General features: G+C 69.9%; 16 protein-coding genes and 1 other RNA gene. 2 read left to right on the top strand and 15 right to left on the bottom strand.

What is annotated here, in order from left to right; genetic code table 11:
* Positions 1 to 98: 98 nt before the first annotated feature.
* The 7 genes from ACFYWS_RS35195 to ACFYWS_RS35165 all read right to left on the bottom strand — a co-directional run bounded on the left by ACFYWS_RS35195 (position 99) and on the right by ACFYWS_RS35165 (position 9142).
* Positions 99 to 1265 (bottom strand): uroporphyrinogen-III synthase, encoded by a 1167-nt coding sequence (locus tag ACFYWS_RS35195; protein WP_389283240.1) that lies wholly within the window; start codon positions 1263 to 1265, stop codon positions 99 to 101.
* A 125-nt stretch (positions 1266 to 1390) separates the two neighbouring features.
* A complete protein-coding gene (locus ACFYWS_RS35190) occupies positions 1391 to 2761 on the bottom strand; it encodes a nitrate/nitrite transporter (RefSeq protein WP_389283238.1) in 1371 nt (456 codons plus the stop codon).
* Between the two features lie 140 nt (positions 2762 to 2901).
* Entirely contained in the window at positions 2902 to 3585 is a 684-nt protein-coding gene (locus ACFYWS_RS35185; protein ID WP_389283236.1) for an MHYT domain-containing protein, read from the bottom strand.
* 197 nt (positions 3586 to 3782) lie between these two features.
* On the bottom strand, positions 3783 to 5015 hold the full coding sequence (locus tag ACFYWS_RS35180) for an acyltransferase (RefSeq protein WP_389283234.1): 1233 nt from the start codon (positions 5013 to 5015) through the stop codon (positions 3783 to 3785).
* The gene (locus tag ACFYWS_RS35175; protein WP_389283232.1) at positions 5012 to 7201 is read right to left on the bottom strand and encodes a glycosyltransferase; all 2190 of its coding nucleotides are present in this window, start codon (positions 7199 to 7201) and stop codon (positions 5012 to 5014) included. The genes ACFYWS_RS35180 and ACFYWS_RS35175 overlap by 4 nt, the downstream gene beginning before the upstream one ends.
* Complete coding sequence (locus tag ACFYWS_RS35170; RefSeq protein ID WP_389283230.1) at positions 7202 to 8002, bottom strand: hypothetical protein; 801 nt, start codon at positions 8000 to 8002, stop codon at positions 7202 to 7204. It lies immediately after the preceding gene.
* 159 nt (positions 8003 to 8161) lie between these two features.
* Positions 8162 to 9142: a LysR family transcriptional regulator gene (locus tag ACFYWS_RS35165; RefSeq protein WP_389283229.1), complete on the bottom strand. Its 981-nt coding sequence runs from the start codon at positions 9140 to 9142 to the stop codon at positions 8162 to 8164.
* Between the two features lie 83 nt (positions 9143 to 9225).
* On the opposite strand from ACFYWS_RS35165, the gene ACFYWS_RS35160 reads away from it, so the two are divergent.
* On the top strand, positions 9226 to 10419 hold the full coding sequence (locus tag ACFYWS_RS35160; protein ID WP_389283227.1) for an MFS transporter: 1194 nt from the start codon (positions 9226 to 9228) through the stop codon (positions 10417 to 10419).
* Between the two features lie 4 nt (positions 10420 to 10423).
* Here the strand turns inward: ACFYWS_RS35160 and dacB are convergent, their stop codons facing one another.
* The 6 genes from dacB to ftsE form a co-directional block, all read right to left on the bottom strand.
* On the bottom strand, positions 10424 to 12010 hold the full coding sequence (dacB, locus tag ACFYWS_RS35155; RefSeq protein ID WP_389283225.1) for a D-alanyl-D-alanine carboxypeptidase/D-alanyl-D-alanine-endopeptidase: 1587 nt from the start codon (positions 12008 to 12010) through the stop codon (positions 10424 to 10426).
* A gap of 97 nt (positions 12011 to 12107) precedes the next feature.
* Positions 12108 to 12495: a transfer-messenger RNA gene (ssrA, locus tag ACFYWS_RS35150) on the bottom strand.
* Between the two features lie 111 nt (positions 12496 to 12606).
* A complete protein-coding gene (gene smpB / locus ACFYWS_RS35145; RefSeq protein ID WP_389283223.1) occupies positions 12607 to 13164 on the bottom strand; it encodes an SsrA-binding protein SmpB in 558 nt (185 codons plus the stop codon).
* Between the two features lie 19 nt (positions 13165 to 13183).
* The gene (locus tag ACFYWS_RS35140; RefSeq protein WP_389283221.1) at positions 13184 to 14356 is read right to left on the bottom strand and encodes a S41 family peptidase; all 1173 of its coding nucleotides are present in this window, start codon (positions 14354 to 14356) and stop codon (positions 13184 to 13186) included.
* Positions 14357 to 14434: 78 nt separating this feature from the next.
* Entirely contained in the window at positions 14435 to 15352 is a 918-nt protein-coding gene (gene ftsX, locus ACFYWS_RS35135) for a permease-like cell division protein FtsX (protein ID WP_389283220.1), read from the bottom strand.
* A gap of 51 nt (positions 15353 to 15403) precedes the next feature.
* A complete protein-coding gene (gene ftsE / locus ACFYWS_RS35130) occupies positions 15404 to 16093 on the bottom strand; it encodes a cell division ATP-binding protein FtsE (RefSeq protein WP_266710884.1) in 690 nt (229 codons plus the stop codon).
* 289 nt (positions 16094 to 16382) lie between these two features.
* On the opposite strand from ftsE, the gene ACFYWS_RS35125 reads away from it, so the two are divergent.
* Entirely contained in the window at positions 16383 to 16574 is a 192-nt protein-coding gene (locus ACFYWS_RS35125) for a hypothetical protein (protein WP_389283218.1), read from the top strand.
* A gap of 68 nt (positions 16575 to 16642) precedes the next feature.
* On the opposite strand, the gene ACFYWS_RS35120 is transcribed toward ACFYWS_RS35125, so the two are convergent.
* Positions 16643 to 17452, bottom strand: coding sequence for a hypothetical protein (locus tag ACFYWS_RS35120; RefSeq protein WP_389283217.1), 810 nt, complete (start codon positions 17450 to 17452; stop codon positions 16643 to 16645).
* A gap of 342 nt (positions 17453 to 17794) precedes the next feature.
* Positions 17795 to 18901 carry a peptide chain release factor 2 gene (gene prfB / locus ACFYWS_RS35115; protein WP_389283216.1) on the bottom strand — a complete coding sequence of 369 codons (1107 nt, stop codon included), beginning with the start codon at positions 18899 to 18901 and terminating at the stop codon, positions 17795 to 17797.
* Positions 18902 to 18952: the final 51 nt, after the last annotated feature.

Here is an 18952-nt window from a genome sequence, read left to right as displayed (position 1 = left end):
GAGCAGCGGGGTCCGGGGCGGAGCCCCGAGGCCGTGCGCCGGACGGGGCGACAGATTGGGGCTCTGCCCATACCCCGCTGCTCGATCGCCGCAGGGGCTTATTCGGCGTCCGCGTACTTCGCGTCTGACGCCGGGTCGAGGGCCAACCGGTACCCCCGCTTGACCACCGTCTGGATCAGTTTGGGTGCGCCCAGGGACGACCTGAGGCGGGCCATCGCCGTCTCCACCGCGTGCTCGTCGCGGCCAGCGCCCGGCAGCGCGCGCAGCAGCTCCGCGCGGGACACCACCCACCCGGGCCGCCGCGCGAGCGCCCGCAGCAGTGACATGCCCGCGGGCGGCACCGGGCGCAGCTCGTCGTCCACCACCACGGCCTGCCCGCGGATCTGCATCTGGTGGCCCGCGATCGGCAACGTACGCGCACGCGTCGGCAGTTCCTTGCACAGCAGCTGCACCAGGGGGCCCAGCCGGAAGCGCTCCGGCTGCACCGTGTCCACGCCGTGCGCCTGCAACGGCACCGCCGTGACCGGGCCGACGCACGCCGCGAGCACGTCGTGGTGCAGGGCCGCGAGCAGTTCCGCCGTGAGGCCCCGCTCCTGCGCGCGGCGCAGCAGCGCCGTCGCCGCGGGCGCCGAGGTGAACGTCAGCGCGTCCACGCCGCGCGACACCGTGGCGTCGAGGAGGCGGTCGACCGGGGCGATGTCCTGCGGCGGGAGCCAGCGGTAGACGGGGACGCCGACCACTTCGGCGCCCGCCTCGCGCAGCGCCTCGACGAAGCCGGGGAGCGGCTCGCCGTGCAGCTGCACCGCGACGCGGCGCCCCTGGACACCCTCGTCGAGCAGCCGCTCCAGGACCTCGGCCATCGACTCGGACGAGGGCGACCACTCCTCGGTGAGGCCGGCCGCGCGCACCGCGCCCTTCACCTTCGGGCCGCGCGCGAGGAGCTCGACGCCGCGCAGGCGCCCGAGCAGGTCCTCGCCCAGGCCCCAGCCGTCGGCGGCCTCGACCCAGCCGCGGAAGCCGATGGCGGTGGTGGCGATCACGACGTCCGGCGCGTGCTCGATCAACTCCTTGGTGGCGACGAGGAGTTCACTGTCGTCCGCGAGCGGCACGATGCGCAGGGCGGGCGCGTGCTGCACCTGGGCGCCGCGCCGCTGGAGCAGCGCGCCCAGTTCGTCGGCGCGGCGCGCCGCGGTCACGCCCACGGTGAAGCCCGCGAGCGGCCCGTGGGCCTGCTCCGGCGTCGTGGCCTGCTGTTCCTCGTCCATGCTGGTTCTCGCCCCGCTCGACGTTTCTTCCGTGCACCGGGTCCACCGGTGCGTCGTCCGAGCCTGTCAACGCTCCGTGTCGGACCCGGATCAACGCTATTGCGTACGTGTTACGGGGCCAAATGTCACACCTCCGCGTAGCTGAGCTGCGGCTTCGTCTCCGCCGTGGAGCTCGCGACGGTGCGCGACGCCGAGCGGCGAAGGTATACGGCCCAGGTCACGGCGAAGCACACGGCGTAGAAGGCGAGGAAGGCGACGAAGGCGCCTGTGCCGGTGCCCGCCGTCTGGAAGGACTGCCGGAACGCCAGGTTGATGCCGAGCCCGCCGAGCGCGCCGACCGCGCCGATCAGGCCCATGGAGGCGCCGGAGAGCCGCCGCCCGTACGCGGCCGCCTCCTCGCCCGTGAGCCCCTTGGCCTGCGCCTTCGCCTGGAAGATGCCAGGGATCATCTTGTACGTGGACCCGTTGCCGAGCCCGCTCAGTACGAACAGGGCGATGAACGCGACGGTGAACAGGGTGAGCGACTTCTCGACCGAGGCCAGGATCACGACGGCCGTGGCGAGGGCCATGCCGACGAAGTTCCACAGCGTGATGCGCGCGCCGCCGTAACGGTCGGCGAGCTTGCCGCCGACGGGCCGGATGAGCGAGCCGAGCAGCGGGCCGATGAAGGTGACGCCGGCCGCCTGGAGCGGCGTACGGCCGAACTGGGTCTGGAGGACGAGGCCGAAGGCGAACGAGTAGCCGATGAAGGAGCCGAAAGTGCCGACATACAGGAACGACATGATCCAGGTGTGGGCGTCGCGCGCGGCGTCCTTCGCGGCGCCGGTGTCGTTCTTGACGGTCGCCAGGTTGTCCATGAACAGCGCGGAGCAGACGGTCGCGACGACGATCAGCGGGATGTAGATGCCGAGCAGGACGCGCGGTCCGCCGCTCGCGCCGATCACGGCGAGCGCGACGAGCTGGATGACGGGGACGCCGATGTTGCCGCCGCCCGCGTTCAGGCCGAGCGCCCAGCCCTTCTTCCGCAGCGGGAAGAAGGAGTTGATGTTGGTCATGGAGGAGGCGAAGTTGCCGCCGCCGACGCCGGTGAGCGCCGCGCACCACATGAAGGTGGTGTACGAGGTGTCCGGCTCCATGACCAGGAACGCGGCGACGGACGGCACGAGCAGCATGCTCGCCGAGACGATCGTCCAGTTGCGGCCGCCGAAGACGGCGACGGCGAATGTGTAGGGCACGCGCGCGAAGGCGCCCACCAGCGTCGCCATCGACACGAGGAAGAACTTCCCCGCCGGGTCGATCCCGTACTCGGGCCCCATGAACAGGACCATGACCGACCACAGGGTCCAGATGGAGAACCCGATGTGCTCGGACAGGATGGAGAAGGCGAGGTTGCGCCGGGCGACCCTGGCCCCCGTCTCCTTCCAGAACACTTCGTCCTCGGGATCCCACCGCTCGATCCAACTCCGGCTCCGGGGCTGTTCCTTGGGGCCAGGCATCTCACGCCTCCAGGTCACGGTTCGCAGCTGACGTGACCGAACGTAGAGAGGCGGGATTTCCGGCCTGTGGCGTGGAGTGACCGGCGGGGAACGTTGCTCTCACCCGGCCGGTGGGCAGGTGGTGAGGCTCGGGCGGAGCTTCAGGAGCGCGCCGCCGGGTCGCCCTCCAGCATTTGCGGGTCGAAGAGCAGCACGGCGCCGGCGAAGAACAGCGTGAGGAACGGGCCGATGAGATACGGGACCAGGACCGTGAACACCGCGGAGCTCGTGCCGCTGGACGGCGCCATCAGCTCGACGGTGAGCGCCTCCATGCCCAGGTAGTGCATGGCGCAGACGGCCACGCCCATGAGCAGGCTGGCGCCGAGGCTGACGAGGAACCCGCGTACGTTCATGATCAGCCACAGGGCGGCGGTGGCCGCCACCACGGCCACGCCCACCGAGGCGGCCACCACGGGCGCGCTGTAGTGGAGGGACCCGGCGAACTCCATGGCGGCCATGCCCAGGTAGTGCATGGCCGCGACGCCGAGCCCCATGAAGAGCCCCGCGCCGAGCAGGACCGGCGTGCGCTGCGCGCCGTAGCCGGCGGCGAAGACCCCCACGCCGACCACGAGAATGGCGACGGCGAGGCTCAGGAAGGTGAGCCGGGCGTCGTAGTCGATGTGCGCGCCGTGGACCTGGAAGCCCATCATCGCGATGAAGTGCATGGACCAGATGCCGACGCCCAGCGAAAGCGCGCTGTACGTCAGCCACTTGGGGCGTCCCGTGTCGAGCTGCCGCGCCCGCACGGTGCAGCGCAGGCCGATTCCCCCTCCCAGACTGGCCACTAAGAACGCTGCCACTGGGGTCACCGCCCCATAGCCGAACCCGTCCACCGTCGCCTGCACGTCACACCTTCACCTGGTCGCCCCGTCGGCCCTCGTCCGTCGCGAGCGCCCCGGAACCACGCTACCGAGCCCCTCCATCACTTGAATGCCGAAAATCCACATCGCCATCACATCGTGACCCGGCGGCCCGGCGGCCGTCAGGAGTGCCGCGCCTGCTTCCGGCCCTTCCGCGACCCGTCCGGCCACAGGCGCGGTCTGCGCTTCGCGGCCAGGTCCTCGACCCAGCCGGTGGCGACGATCGCGAGGCCGATGAGCGGCCAGACGAGGACGAACGCCCAGAGCATGTACGTCGTGTCCAGCGCGGAGCTCAACCGGTCGTCCATGAACGGCAGTTGGTAGAGCAGGTCGATCAGCGGGAACGTCGCCATGATGAGCAGGTTGTGCCAGAGGTAGATCGTGACGGCCCGGTTGTTGGCCAGCGTCACCAGGCGGTCCCAGCGCGCGAGGCGGCCCGGCAGCTTCTGCCAGGAAGGCGCGTACTGGAGCAGGATGACGACGAACCCGAGGGACCATGCCGCCTGCGCCAACGGGATCTCGTTCAGGTCCCAGCCCTCCTCGGAGAGGTGGCCCGAGGCCCACCACAGGCCGAAGCCCATGAGCAGCGCGGCGCAGGACACCACGGCGTAGCGCGGCACCTTCTGGAGCACGCCCTCCTGGTGCGCGAAGCCGAGGACCCAGCAACTTCCGTACACGGCGAAGTCGGTGACGGCCTCCCCGGTGCGGCCGGGGATCTCCACCAGGCCCGTGCCGATCACGGCCGTGAGGGCGAGCGGCGCGCACAGCGTCGCCCAGGGGAGCTTGCGGAACGCCTTGAGCAGCAGCGGCGACGCGAGCACGAACCACAGGTACGCGCGCAGGTACCAGAGCGGGCCGATGCCCTGCTCGGCCCACGTGGTCTCCAGGAAGCCGGGCGGGTTGGCGATCTCCCACGGGTAGGAGGGGGACGCGAACGGGATCACGTAGTCGACGAGGTCGAGCCAGCCCCAGGTGCCGCCGCCGGTGTCCGGGTCGCTGCCCGGGTTCCAGCCGCTTACGAAGAGCAGCGGAAGGACCAGCGCGCTGAACACCCACATCGGCGGAAGCAGCCGCCGCAGCCGTCCCCGTATGACGCTCAGCGCGGGCCTGCTCAGGGAGCGCGCCATCAGCGATCCGGCGAGCGCGAACATCACGCCCATGGAGGGGAAGAGGATCGAGAGCCAGACCCAGCCGAACAGGTGGTAGGCGATGACCCGGACGAGCGCGATGGACCGCAGCAGGTCGAGGTAGCGGTCCCGGCCGGGCCGCTGGGGCGCGACGGCCTGTTCCGTGGGCGTCGGCTGTGTGGGCAACGCGCGCGTGGGGTCGCCCTGTTCGGGCACCAAGTGCGTCATGCCACCGGCCTCCGCTCGTCACCGGAGACGGAGCTCGTCCGCTGGTGCGGCACCCGGCCGCCGGGTCCCGCGCCCACTACGCCGGTGCGGCGCAGCTTCTGCCAGCGCAGGCGGCCACCGGTGAGCGCGGTGATCCAGGACTGGAGCAGCACGACGTACATCAGCTGCCGGTACAGGAGTTGCTGGAGCGGGAGGGATATGAGGTGCGTCATGCGTTCCTTGTCGAGCCGGAAGGCGTACGCCGCGCAGACCGCCTGGATCGCGAGCACGCCGAACCAGGCGCCGACCGTCTTCTCCGTGGGGCCGAACACGAGTCCGTAGAGGAGGAAGATGTCGATCAGCGGCGCGAGGAGCGGGGCCAGCACCATGAAGAGCGAGACCAGCGGGAGGCCGACCCGGCCGAAGCGGCCCGAGGGCCCCTTGTCGACGAGGGCCCTGCGGTGCTTCCAGATGGCCTGCATCGTGCCGTACGACCAGCGGTAGCGCTGCGACCACAGCTGCTGGACGGTCTCCGGGGCCTCGGTCCAGGCGCGCGCCTTCTCGGCGTAGACGACGCGCCAGCCGTCGCGGTGCAGCGCCATCGTGACGTCGGTGTCCTCGGCGAGCGTGTCGTCGCTCATCCCGCCGACGCGCTCCAGGGCGCTGCGGCGGAAGGCACCGACCGCGCCAGGGATCGTCGGCATGCAGCGCAGGATGTCGTACATGCGGCGGTCGAGGTTGAAGCCCATCACGTACTCGATGTGCTGCCAGGCGCCGATCAGCGAGTCCCGGTTGCCCACCTTCGCGTTGCCCGCGACGGCGCCGACGTTCGGGTCGCCGAACGGCTGGACCAGCTCGCGCACGGTGGCCGGTTCGAAGACCGTGTCGCCGTCCATCATCACGACGAGGTCGAACCGGGCGTTGGCCATGCCTCTGTTGAGGGCCGCGGGCTTGCCCGCGTTGTGCTGCCGGACGACGCGGACGCCGGGCAGCCGCATGTTCTCCACGATGCGCGCGGTGCCGTCCGTCGACCCGTCGTCGATCACGACGACCTCGACGGGATGTTCGCTCTGCATCAGCGAACGGACCGTGTTCTCAATGCACTTGGCCTCGTTGAAGGCCGGCACGAGGACGGACACCGGTTCCGTGACCGGCGGCCCCCACGCGAAGCCCTTGCGGCGCACCCTGCGCGCGTGCACCCCGGACAGGATCAGCATCAGGCCGAAGCGGGACATGACGAGGACGCCGATGACGGCGAGGCCGACGACGAGGACGCCCGTGATGTTGTCCGAGGCCTCCACCGCGTAGACCCACGCCTTGCCCTTCCACAGCTCGACGCCGCTGACGGGCGTGTGCGCGCCGGGCATGCCGAGGGCCTCGGTCAGGTTCGCGAACTTGTAGCCGGTGCCCTGGAGTTCGGGCAGGAAGCGGTCGAGCGCGGCGACGGTCTGCGAGCGGTTGCCACCGGAGTCGTGCATCAGGACGATCGCGCCCTCGCCGCCCTTGGGCGTGGCACGCCGGATGATCTCGTCGACACCGGGGCGCTTCCAGTCCTCGCTGTCCGTGTTGTTGACGACCGTGATGTAGCCGCGCGAGCCGATGTACTTGGTCACCGGCCACGACGCGTCGTCCATGGCGTCGGCGAACGAGGAGTACGGCGGCCGGAACAGGGAGGTGCGCACACCGGCCGCGCCTTCGAGCGCCAGCTGGTTCTGCGACAGCTCCCAGTCGATGCGCTTCTTCGACTGGTACGAGAGGTCGGGGTGGTTGAAGGTGTGCAGGCCGATCTCGTGCCCCTCGTCCACCATGCGGCGCACCAGGTCGGGGTAGCGGGAGGCCATGGTGCCGGTGACGAAGAAGACGGCGTGCGCGTCGTGCTTCTTGAGCACGTCGAGGACCTTCGGGGTCCACTCGGGGTCGGGGCCGTCGTCGAAGGTGAGCACCAGTTGGTGCTTGCCTATGGAGTGGCTGGTCTCCCGGCCGCTCCTGGTGTCGATGACGGGTCCGCCGTCGAGGATCCTCTCCGGCACCTTGTCGGTGGCCGCCCCGGGGCGGATGCGGTGATCGGCGAGGATCTCGCTGTGGACGTAGCCGCGCAGCATCAGCATCGCGATCACGGCGACGAGCAGCAGCGAGGGCAGCAGGTAGCGCAGCGGAAGGCGGCGCCTGCGGGCCGCGGCCGGTGCACGGTGTGAGCGGTCGGACATCTACAGGACGCTGCTTTCCAGGGGCGGGACAGGCTGGACAAGGGGCGCCACGAGCAGGTGTACGAGGCCGCTGACGGCGAGGGTGCCCGTGCCGTCGGCCCCGGACCCTTCCGCGGGACCGCTCGGCTGGCCGCCGGGGTCCGTCGGCGGGTCGACGGAGCCGCCTCCGGACGGCTCGGTCGTCGGCGGGTCGCTGTCGTCCGGCTTCGTGGGCTTCGTGCTCGGCGACGTGTCACCATCCGTGGGCCCGCTGGACGGCGAGGTCCCGGTGGACGGCTTCCCGGACGTGCCGGCCCCGGCCGACGGCGGCGCGCTGGCGCCGGGCGCCGCGGGGGCGCTCGGGAGAACGCTGCCGGAGGCGCTGGGCTGCGGGGTGGCGCCCGGTGACCCGGACGACGAGACGGACGGCGTGGGCTCGGACGGCTCGGTGCCCACCTTGCTCGCGCGCTTGCCCTCGGCGGGCAGCGGCAGCCACGGCGCGTCGGAGTTCCCGGAGAAGACGGTGACCACGATGACGACCGCGTAGACCGCGATGGCCAGCCCTGCGGCCACGCCGAAACGGCGGAAGTTGCGGCCGCGCCGCCCCGAGTCGTCGACGAAGACGGGGAGTTCCTTGTCCTCGGCGTCGCCGGCGACCGCTCCGCCCGCCCGACCCTCACCGTCGCCCGCGTCGCTCCCGGCCGCACCCGGTCTCGCGCCGGGCAGACCGCCCAACTGGCGGCCTGTGAAGTCGAGTTGGACCGTCACCTCGTGCGGGTCATGGGTCGGCCCGGACAGGCCGTCTTCTCGCGGATCTTCCACCGTACGCACATCCCCCCAAGGACACATTCACGGGTGCGCGGGCGATGTCGCGGGCCTTCACAGACCGGACCGGACCCCCACCCGATCCGAGCGCCCCCACTATCACATCGCACCCAAGTCCAGAATGTAGCGCACACCAGTGACACCCACGCACACACCTCATTCACGACTCAACATAATCTGCACATCTGCGGCTGGAATCCACGCCTCCGCAGGCCTTTCCAGCCACCCGCTCTCCTCCGCGAGAGCGGCCGCGGCGGCCCGAAGTGCCGTGATTCCGGGGTGTTTACGTCCCTTTCGCCACACGAGTGACACGGGCGACAGCGGCACCGGGTCGACGAGCGGGCGCAGCACCGACCCCGGCATGGCCGGAAAATCCACCCCGGTGAGAACCGGATTCCGGTACTTGTCCATGATCCGGCGGAACTCCTCCTTGCCGACGGCGAGCGGCGCGGGCGGCGCGACGCGGATGCCCCGGCCCTCGAACAACAGCCGGGCCAGATCGGTCCATTCGGGCGTGCGGGGGTTGCCGGCGCCCGCGTAGACCGTCTCACCGGCAAGCCGGCCCAGGGGCACGGCGTCGAGCGCCACCAGCGGATGGTCCTCGGGCAGCATGATCGCCATCGGTTCGTAGCGCACGGGCTGCTGGGAGAGCCGGGCGCGCACGGCCGGGTCGAGCCCGGCGAAGCGGCCGAAGGACACGTCGAGCCGCCCCGCGAGGAGTTCGGCGGCGGCGCCGGTCAGACCGCTCTCGTAGCGGGCCATCAGCTCGTGGTCCGGGGCGAGTTCGCGGGCCCGTGCGAGCACCCGCTCGTGCGCGAGACCCGGACTGTTGACGTCGACGAGCAGCGGCCGGTCGGTGGCGGCGGGCCCGGTGAAGGCCGTGAGCAGCTCGTCCTGCGCCGCGATCACGCGCCGCGCGTGCGGCAGCAGCCGGGCCCCGTCCGTGGTGAGCGTCACCTGACGGGTGGTGCGGCCGAAGAGATCGACGCCCAACTCCCGTTCCAGACGTCGGATGTCGCGGCTGAGCGCCTGCTGAGCGACGTAGAGCCGGGCGGCGGCGCGGGTGAAGTGCAGCTCGTCGGCGACAGCGAGGAAGGCGCGCAGGAGGCGGGGGTCGACGTTCGACGGGGGCGACATCGCGCGAACTTACAACACAAACGTGTGAATCGGCACCGAGCAGGTGTTGGACCCCACACCTGACCTGCGGCGACGCTCTTCACATGTCCACCGCCACGTCCTACACCCGGCTGTTCACCATCCCCGGCGCCCGCGCCTTCACCCTCGGCAACCTCATCGCCCGCTTCCCGCAAGGGATGTTCAGCATCAGCGCCGTCATCATGATCTCCGGGTCGCGCGGCTCGTACGCGCTCGCGGGCGCCGTCACCGCCACCGGACTGGTCGCCAACGCACTCGTCGGACCGTGGACGGCACGCCTCGTGGACCGCCACGGGCAGGCGCGGATCGCGGTACCGGCCACCGTCATATCGGCGTGCGGTTCGCTCGCCCTGCTCCTGTGCGTGCACTTCGGGACGCCCAACTGGACGTTGTTCGCCGCCTACTTGGCGTCCGCGACGACCCCCAACACCGGCGGCCTGTCCCGGGCCCGCTGGGCGCACCTGCTGAAGGAGACCCCGGACGCCCTGCACACGGCGAACTCCTTCGAGCAGGCGGCGGACGAGCTCTGCTACATGCTCGGCCCCGTCGCGGCCGCCTTCCTGTGCGGCTCGCTCTTCCCTGAGGCGGGCACCCTGGTCAGCGCCGTGCTCATGGTGACCGGCGTGCTGATCTTCACCGCTCAACGCGCGACGGAACCGCCGCCCCACGCGCGTACGAAGGCGACGAAAACGCCACTACGCGCGCGTGGCATGCCGCCCCTGCTGCTCGCCTTCCTCGCCACGGGCGCAATCTTCGGCTCGCTCGAAGTCGTCACGGTCGCCTTCGCCGACGCGCAGGGCCACAAGGTGTGGGCGGGCGGCGTCCTGGCGCTCCAGGCGGCGGGCTCCTGCGCGGCGGGGCTGGTCTACGGGGCATGGCGCCCGGCGAGCCCGGCGGCCCGCCGCCATCCGCTCTGCGTGGCGGCGATGGCGGCCCTGATGACGCTGCCCCTGCTCGCGGCCTGGCTCACGGGCTCCCTGTACGTCCTCGGGGGCGCGCTCCTGGTCGCGGGCATGGCCACGGCGCCGACGATGGTGACGGGCATGACCCTGGTTCAACAGCGCACGCCCGAGGGCCAGTTGAACGAGGGCATGACGCTCGCCGTGACCGGCATCCTCACCGGCATCGCCTGCGGCTCCGCGACGGGCGGCGCCGCGGTGGAGCGCTGGGGCCCCACCGCGGCGTACACGGTGCCGGTCACGGCGGCGGTGTGCGCTCTGCTGCTTGCGCTGTACGCCTACGTACGCGCGGCCCGTTGACGGCTCAGCACGTGGCCGGCTTGCGCCACGAGCACTCCAGGCCACCGTCCCGCTCGGCGGCCGGGACGGCGCGCGTGGACTTCGGCACGACGGCCTTCGCCTCCTTGGACGTCGACTTCGCGAGGGTCACGACGACGGCGTCCTCCAGCGGCTTCACGGAGTCGACGAGGTAGTTATTCTGGACGACGCTGTAGACGAGCAGCCGCCCGTCGGCGTCCTTCACGTAGCCCGAGAGCGCGGACGCGCCCGTCAACGACCCGGTCTTCCCACGGGCGTTGAGAGCCGCGGGCGTGTCGCACATCCGGCTCCGCAGCGTCCCGCCGACGAACCGGTCCGGGTCACAGGCCACGGGCAGCGACGCGTACCAGTCGGCGTACCAGGGCTCGTCCTGTACGGAGAGGAGGAGGTCGGCGAGCTGCCGGGCGGCGAAGTTGTCCTTCCTCGACAGACCCGACCCGTCGACCTGCCGCACCTTGGTGGCGTCGACCCCCGCGCCCTTCAGATAGCCGGCGACGGCGTCGGTGCCGTCACCCCAACTCCCGGGCTTTCCGGTCGCCTTGTATCCCATGGCCTTGGTGAGGGACTCGGCGTGCATGTTGTTGGAGAGCTTCATGAAGGGGACCAGCAAGTCCTTCAGGGGCATGGAGTCGTGCGCGGCGAGCCGCTTCGCGCCCTGCGGCGTGGCCCGCCCCAGCTTGGTCGAACCGCCGACCTTCACCCCGTGCGCGGCGAGCGCGTCCCGGAACACGGCGGCCGCGTATCCGGTGGGCTCCCACACGGTCACCCACTCCTTCGTGGTGTCCCCGCCCACCGGCACGGTGCCGCTCACGGTGATCGTGTTGGCCCCGTGCCGCCGCTCGACGGCGACGGTGTCCTCTCCCCCGGCCCCGACGGTCGACGCCTGAACGTCCACGCGCACGTAGTCGTTCTTCGGCGTGACGCTGACGGCGGGCTTGTCCCCGGACTTGGCGCCGGGCTTCACCTCGACGATGACGGTCCCTGTGTCGTAGTCGGTGTCGGGCGCGACGCTCAGCGCGCTGATCTGGGCGGCGTAGTACGCGGACTCGTCGTCGCCGCCCCAGGTGTCCCCGATCCGGTGGTCGTCGAACCGGGTGTCGTCCGCGACGAGCCGCCCGCTCACCCGCTTCACACCGGCCGCGGCGACGTCGGCGGCGAGCTTGTCGTAGTCGGCGGCGAGCGTGGTCGGGTCCCCGGTGCCGCGCAGATACAGGTCCCCGTCGAGCACCCCGCCGCGCACCCGCCCACCGGCGAGCACGTCCGTGCCGAACCGGTAGTCGGGGCCGAGAGTCCCCATGGCGGCGGCGGAGGTGGCGAGCTTCGTGTTGGAGGCGGGCATCAGCCGCCCGGTCGGATTGTGCTGGTACAGGGTCTCCCCGGTCTTCGCGTCGGCCACGACGACGCTCGCGGCGCCGCCCTCCATCCGCGCGTCCCCGAGAATCGTGTCGATCGCCTCCGGCAGCCCACTGGGGGTGGAATCGGCGCCGGCGGGGCCACCACCCCAACTCAGCGTCGCGGCAACGAAGATGACTACGGCGGGCAGGGCCCATCTCGATCCCTTACGTCTCCTCATGCCACAGGAGCATCCCGGAACCGCAGGGCCCCGCCAAGACCGCACCACACACGACAAAGGCCCGACTGTGTGAACAGTCGGGCCTTATCGCATGGGGTGGTGGAGATGGCGGGAATCGAACCCGCGTCCAACGGTGCAGCAGCAGGGCTTCTCCGTGTGCAGTTCGCTTCGATTTTCTCGGCCCCGGTGATCACGCGAACAAGTCGCCGACGGGCCCAGCCACTGTTTGATTTCCTTTTCCGCCCCGTGGCCGGACGGAAAAGTTTAGTCCCCTAGATTATGCCAGGATCCGGGCCGGGAACACTCCCGGGCTGACACCCTTTAGGGTCCCTCACTCACTGCTTATTAGGCAGCGAGGGCGAAGGACTGGGAATCGCTCTTAGAATTGGCGATTATTGGTTGCGACATATGGTTAACGAGATCATTGTCGCTTCCTCGACACGCTTCCCCTGCTTCGACATCCGCTGTCGAAACCGATCATCCCCATGTTGTTTTTTCAAAGGTGGACCTTGCGGTCCGTGTCCCTGCGGTGAGGAACACTGCCATCGTACGTGACCAACGCCCGACGATGCCAGCGTATTCCCGACGGGCGGGCGTCAGCCCATCCGCTCGTTGTTCCGCTGCCGCCGCTTCGCCGACGCGATCGCCCGGTCCGAGTCCCTCCGGTCCTGCTTCTCGCGCAGCGTCTGCCGCTTGTCGTACTCCTTCTTGCCCTTGGCGAGCGCGATCTCGGCCTTCGCCCGGCCGTCCTTGAAGTAGATCGCCAGGGTCACGATCGTGTGACCCGTCTCCTCGGACTTCGACTCCAGCTTGTCGATCTCCTCACGGTGCAGCAGCAGCTTGCGCTTGCGACGCACCGCGTGGTTCGTCCAGGTGCCCTGGTTGTACTCGGGGATGTGGGCGTTGTGCAGCCACGCCTCACCCCCGTCGATCTGGACGAAGGCGTCGGCCAGCGAGGTGCGGCCCTGCCGCAGCGACTTGACCTCCGTGCCGGTCAGCACGATGCCGGCCTCGTAGGTGTCCATGATCAGGTAGTCGTGGCGCGCCTTCTTGTTCTGCGCCACCATCTTGCGTTTGCCGTCCTTCTTCTCGGACGCCGCCCCCTTGCCCTGCTTGGGCTGGGACTCCTTCGGTACATACATTGCCTTGGCCATAGTGCTGGCCATTTTCGCACTACGAGGGGGCCCCGAGGCCAGTCAATACTGTCTCCGCACGCCGCAGGGTGTCCGCCTCGGTCTCCAGATCGGGCGTGATGCCACGGCCGTCGACCGTGCGGCCCGAGGGGGTGCGGTAGTGCCCGACGGTGAGCTCCGCCACGGAGCCGTCGGGCAGTCGGCTCGGCATCTGGACCGAACCCTTGCCGAAGGTCCTGGAGCCCACGACGACCGCGCGGCCGCGGTCCTGGAGGGCGCCGGTGAGCAGCTCGGCCGCGCTCATCGTCCCGCTGTCGACGAGCACGACCACCGGTCTGGCCGTGTCGCCCCCTCGCTGCGCGTGCAGGGCCCGCTGCGCCCCGCGTACGTCGTACGTCGCCACGAGCCCACCGTCGAGGAACGCGGAGGACGCCCTGACCGCCTCGGTGACCAGGCCGCCGGAGTTGCCCCGCAGGTCGAGCACGACGCCCGCGCGCGCGGGTGCCGCGCCGACCGCGGTGCGCACCTGGTCGCCGACGCCCTTGGTGAAGGCGCTGACCTTCACGAGCGTCGCGCCGTCGGGCAGCCGCGCGGAGGTGACGGAGTCGGTCGACAGGTTGGCGCGGCGCAGCGTCTCGCTCCACGCGCGCGTGCCGCGCTGCAGGCCGACGTGGACGGGGGTGCCCGCGTGCTTGCCCCGCAGGAGCGCGAGGACCTCCGTGACGGGGCGACCGGTGACCGGCTCGCCGTCGACGGCCGCGATCCGGTCGCCCTCGCGGATTCCGGCGAGCTGCGCGGGCGATCCCCGGCGGACCTTGGAGACCTGGACCCGGCCGTCGGCGGTGCGGCGGGCCCGCAGGCCGATGCCGGTGTACTCGCCGTCGAGGGACTGCTCGAATTTCTTGTACTCGCTGTGCGAGTAGACGGAGCCCCAGCGGTCGCCGCTGCGGCTGACGGCGTCCTGGGCGGCCTTCGTGGGCGACTTCCCGTCGACCATGGCCTCGGCCGCCGCGTCGCCCGGATCGGTCGGCCCCACGGTCGGCTTCTCGTGCGCGGCGACGAGCGAGCTGTCCGCGCTCTTCGTGGTCTTCTGCTGCTCCCCCGGCCAGGAGCCGGTCGCGGCGCCCGCCGCGAGGACCGTCACGAAGATCAATGTCAGGGTCGCCCCGCGGCCGATACGGCGGGGTCTGGAGTACAGCTCCGGACCTGACATGTCGGTGAGTCTAGGACAACCAGGGGCGTCGTACGGGCCGTTGACCCGCACGACGCCCCGTGGCGCGAAGGACTCTCGTCACACCTTCAGGTACTTGCGCAACGCGACGAACGCGGCAAGCGCCGGCATCAGCACACTCACGGCGAGGATCAGCGGCAGCTTCGTCAACACCGAGTCCCAGCCGATGAAGTTGATGAGCTGCAGCTTGTCGGAGAGGGCCACTCCGTTGTCGATCACGAAGTACTGGCCGGCCGCGAGGAACACACAGGCGATGCCGCCACCGATGAGCCCGGCGACCGCCGCCTCCATGATGAACGGCGCCTGGATGTAGAACCCGGACGCGCCGACGAGCCGCATGATGCCGGTCTCGCGGCGGCGGCTGAACGCGGACACCCGGACGGTGTTCACGATCAGCAGCAGCGCGACCACGAGCATCACCACCATCACCGCGCCCGCCGCGTAGTTGAGGTAGCCGAGCAGCCGGAAGAGGTTGTCGAGCACGCCCTTCTGGTCCTGCACCGACTGCACACCGGGCCGCCCGTTGAACGCGGTCGCGATGACGTTGTACTTCTCCGGGTTCTTCAGCTTGATCCGGTACGACTCCTGGAGCTGGTCCGGCGTGAGGGAGCTGGCCAGCGGGGAGTCGCCGAACTGCTCCTTGTAGTGCTTGTACGCCTGGTCCTGCGACTCGTGCGACACGGAGTCGACGACCGGCAGCTTCTTGAGGTCCCGCTGGATCTCGTTCTTCTGCTCGGTCGTGACCGGGCCCTTGGCGCAGTTCGGGTCGGAGTCGGCATCCCCCTTGTTGCACAGGAAGATCGACACGTTGACCTTGTCGTACCAGTAGCCCTTCATCTGGTTGACCTGGTCGCTCATGAGCAGCGAGCCGCCGAACAGGGCGAGCGAGAGGGCAACCGAGATGATCACGGCGAAGGTCATCGTGAGGTTACGGCGGAGTCCTACGCCGATCTCCGACAGAACGAATTGGGCACGCATAGCGTCACTAACGCCTTTCGCAGCTTTCTTTCTCGGTACTTCTCGCGGTTCTCAGTGCTGGTAGCCGTACACGCCGCGCGACTGGTCGCGGACGAGGCGGCCGTGCTCCAGCTCGATGACGCGCTTGCGCATCTGGTCCACGATGTTCTGGTCGTGGGTCGCCATGATCACGGTGGTGCCCGTCCGGTTGATCCGGTCGAGCAGCTTCATGATGCCGACCGAGGTCTGCGGGTCGAGGTTGCCGGTCGGCTCGTCCGCGATCAGCAGCTTGGGCCGGTTGACGAAGGCCCGCGCGATGGCCACGCGCTGCTGTTCACCACCGGAGAGCTCGCCGGGCATGCGGTCGTCCTTGCCGCCGAGGCCGACGAGGTCGAGGACCTGCGGCACGGACTTGCGGATCTCACCGCGGGACTTGCCGATGACCTCCTGGGCGAAGGCGACGTTCTCACCGACCGTCTTGTTGGGCAGGAGCCGGAAGTCCTGGAAGACCGTGCCGAGCTGGCGGCGGATCTGCGGGACCTTCCAGTTGGATACGCGGCCGAGGTCCTTGCCCAGGACGTGCACCTGGCCGTGGCTGGCCCGCTCCTCGCGCAGCACGAGGCGCAGGAACGTCGACTTGCCGGAGCCGGACGAGCCGACCAGGAAGACGAACTCACCACGCTCGACCTCAAGGGAGACATCCCTGAGGGCGGGCCGGGTCTGCTTGGGGTAGACCTTGGAGACGTTGTCGAATCGGATCACGGGTGCACCACGGGTAGCCGGAGGTAGGTGTGCGTGACCATACGCGAAGCCGCGCACGGAGCGCAGGCGCCGTCCCTCGTTGAGCGTTTTGTCCCGCTGTGATGGCGGGTAGGGCGCCGGAATTGTCCGCCCAGTACCTGGTCAGGGCGGTACTTCCAGGGGGGCGCGCCGAAATTCCGGGAAGCTGGCACAGTGGTAGGGGGAACGGTTGCGTTTCCCGGAGCGTTGAGCGGAGAGAACCCAGGGGTACCCGGTGGCCGGCTCCGCCGCGCGGGAGGAGGAGAAGCGCATGACCTACGACCGATTGGTGTGCGCGAACTGCGCGTCCCCCGTGAGCGAGGGCCGCTGCTCGGTGTGCCGGGCGAATCGCGAGCGGCTTCAGCAGCAGAACCCGCTGGCGGCACTGAGCCCCATGGCGCTGGTCGCCCTGGTGGCGGTGCTCGTGGCAGCGATGGCGCTCCTCGCGCATCAGACGGTGTAGCCGCCGCACTCGGACATGCGAAAGGGCCCGGAGCCGATCGGCTCCGGGCCCTTTGCGTGTGCGTAGTGCTACGCGGCGGCGCCGCCGCGGTTGTTCGCGAGGCGCGGCAGGAGTCGGAAGCCGACACCGCCCGCGATCATCGTGGCCGCACCGATCACCAGGAACGTGGTGCCGGAGGAACCGGTCTCGGCGAGCTCGCCGCTGGCCTTGGCGTTGCCGGAGCCCGTGCCGGTCTGCTCGGTGGGAGCGGAACCGGTGTCCTGCAGGCTGTCCTTGCCCTGGCCCTGCTCGACGGGGCTGTTGTTGCCGTCGGGGTTGGTGTTGTCGCCACCGCCGGTGGACGAGCCACCAGTGCTGGAGCCGCCACCCGTGGAGTCGTCGCCGCCGGTCGTGGAACCGCCGGTGGAGGACGAACCGCCGGTGGAGGAACCACCGGTGGAGTCGTCGCCGCCGGTGGAGGAACCGCCGGTGGAGGACGAACCGCCGGTGGAGGAACCACCGGTGGAGTCGTCGCCGCCGGTGCCGCCGGTGGAGTCGTCCCCGCCGTTGCCACCGCCGTTGTCGTTGCCCTCGGTGACACCCGCGACGCCGCCGTTGGTGTTGCCCTCGGTCACACCGGCGACGCCGCCGTTGGTGTTCCCTTCGGTCACACCGGCGATGCCGTTGCCCGGGTCGTCGCCCTCGTCGCCGTCGGAGATGTCGTCCGCGCCGTCGTCCTTGGTGGGCCAGCAAATAAGGCCGAGCGGGCCGCAGGTCTCGCCGCTCTGCTCGTCGACGGTGGCGGCGGATGCCGCACCCGCGGCGGTCAGCGAGGCGCCGGCCGCAATTACCGCACCGGCCGCTATCCGCGCAAAGCGGATCCGCGTCTTCTTGGTCATCTGTCTGCTACCCCCAGTAGCCAATCGTCAGTGGAGCAGCGCCAGGGACCGCGTTCAACCGGAGGCAGCAGAGGCCTCGTTCACCCCTCCCCCGTTCACACGCGTCCCACTAATACGCATGCCGCGCGCCAGCCTTTCCACTTTTGGGATCAACGTCAAGGGCGTTGCGCACGCTATGTCCACACTTGGGCGAGTTGACCGCCTTACGAACATGTGACTGTGACGTAAATGGCTGGCCAGTCTTCACAAGTGCGGCACATTTGGAATGGAGTGCGGGGCAAAACGAAAGGCAACTGCCGCTCGTCGAACGGCAGTTGCCCTTTGATTCGTTGAATCCCGGAGTTACTTCTCCTGCTGCTTGCGCCAGCGAATTCCGGCCTCGATGAAGCCGTCGATCTCGCCATCGAGAACGGCCTGCGGATTACCGACCTCGAACTCGGTGCGCAGGTCCTTCACCATCTGGTACGGGTGCAGGACGTACGAACGCATCTGGTTGCCCCAGGAGCTGCCGCCGTCGCCCTTGAGGGCGTCCATCTTGGCGCGCTCCTCCTGGCGCTGGCGCTCAAGGAGCTTGGCCTGCAGAACGTTCATGGCCGTGGCCTTGTTCTGGATCTGCGAGCGCTCGTTCTGGCAGGAGACCACGATGCCGGTGGGGAGGTGGGTCAGGCGGACCGCGGAGTCCGTCGTGTTCACGCCCTGGCCGCCGGGGCCCGAGGAGCGGTACACGTCGATGCGCAGGTCCGACTCGTCGATCTCGACGTGGTCGGTCTGCTCGACGACGGGGAGCACCTCGACGCCCGCGAAGGACGTCTGGCGGCGGCCCTGGTTGTCGAACGGCGAGATGCGCACCAGGCGGTGCGTGCCCTGCTCGACGGAGAGCGTCCCGTAGGCGTACGGGACCTGGACGGCGAAGGTGGTCGACTTGATGCCGGCCTCTTCCGCGTACGACGTCTCGTAGACGTCGGTCTTGTAGCCGTGGCGCTCGGCCCAGCGCAGGTACATGCGCTGCAGCTGCTCGGCGAAGTCCGCGGCGTCGACGCCGCCGGCCTCCGCACGGATGTTGACCAGCGCCTCGCGGGAGTCGTACTCGCCGGACAGGAGGGTGCGGACCTCCATCTCGTCCAGCGCCTTCTTCACGCCCTTGAGCTCGGACTCGGCCTCGGCACGGGTGTCCGGGTCGTCCTCCTCCTCGGCCATCTCGAACAGCACGCCGAGATCGTCGAGACGGCTGCGCAGCGCCTCGGCCTTGCGGACCTCCGCCTGGAGGTGGCTCAGGTTGCTGGTGATCTTCTGCGCCGCCTCCGGGTCGTCCCACAGGGACGGCGCGGCCGCCTGCTCCTCGAGCACGGCGATATCTGCCCTCAGCTTGTCGAGGTCCAGGACGGCCTCGATCGACTCCATGGTCGAGGAGAGGGACTTCAGCTCTTCGGATACATCGACGACTGCCACAGGACCAGCCTAACGGCTGGTGCAAGTGATCCGCCCCGGCCGTCCTCGGGC

It is taken from the genome of Streptomyces sp. NPDC002795, assembly GCF_042888725.1.
In the GTDB taxonomy this organism is placed as follows: domain Bacteria; phylum Actinomycetota; class Actinomycetes; order Streptomycetales; family Streptomycetaceae; genus Streptomyces.
This window is presented reverse-complemented; position numbering and strand designations above follow the sequence as displayed.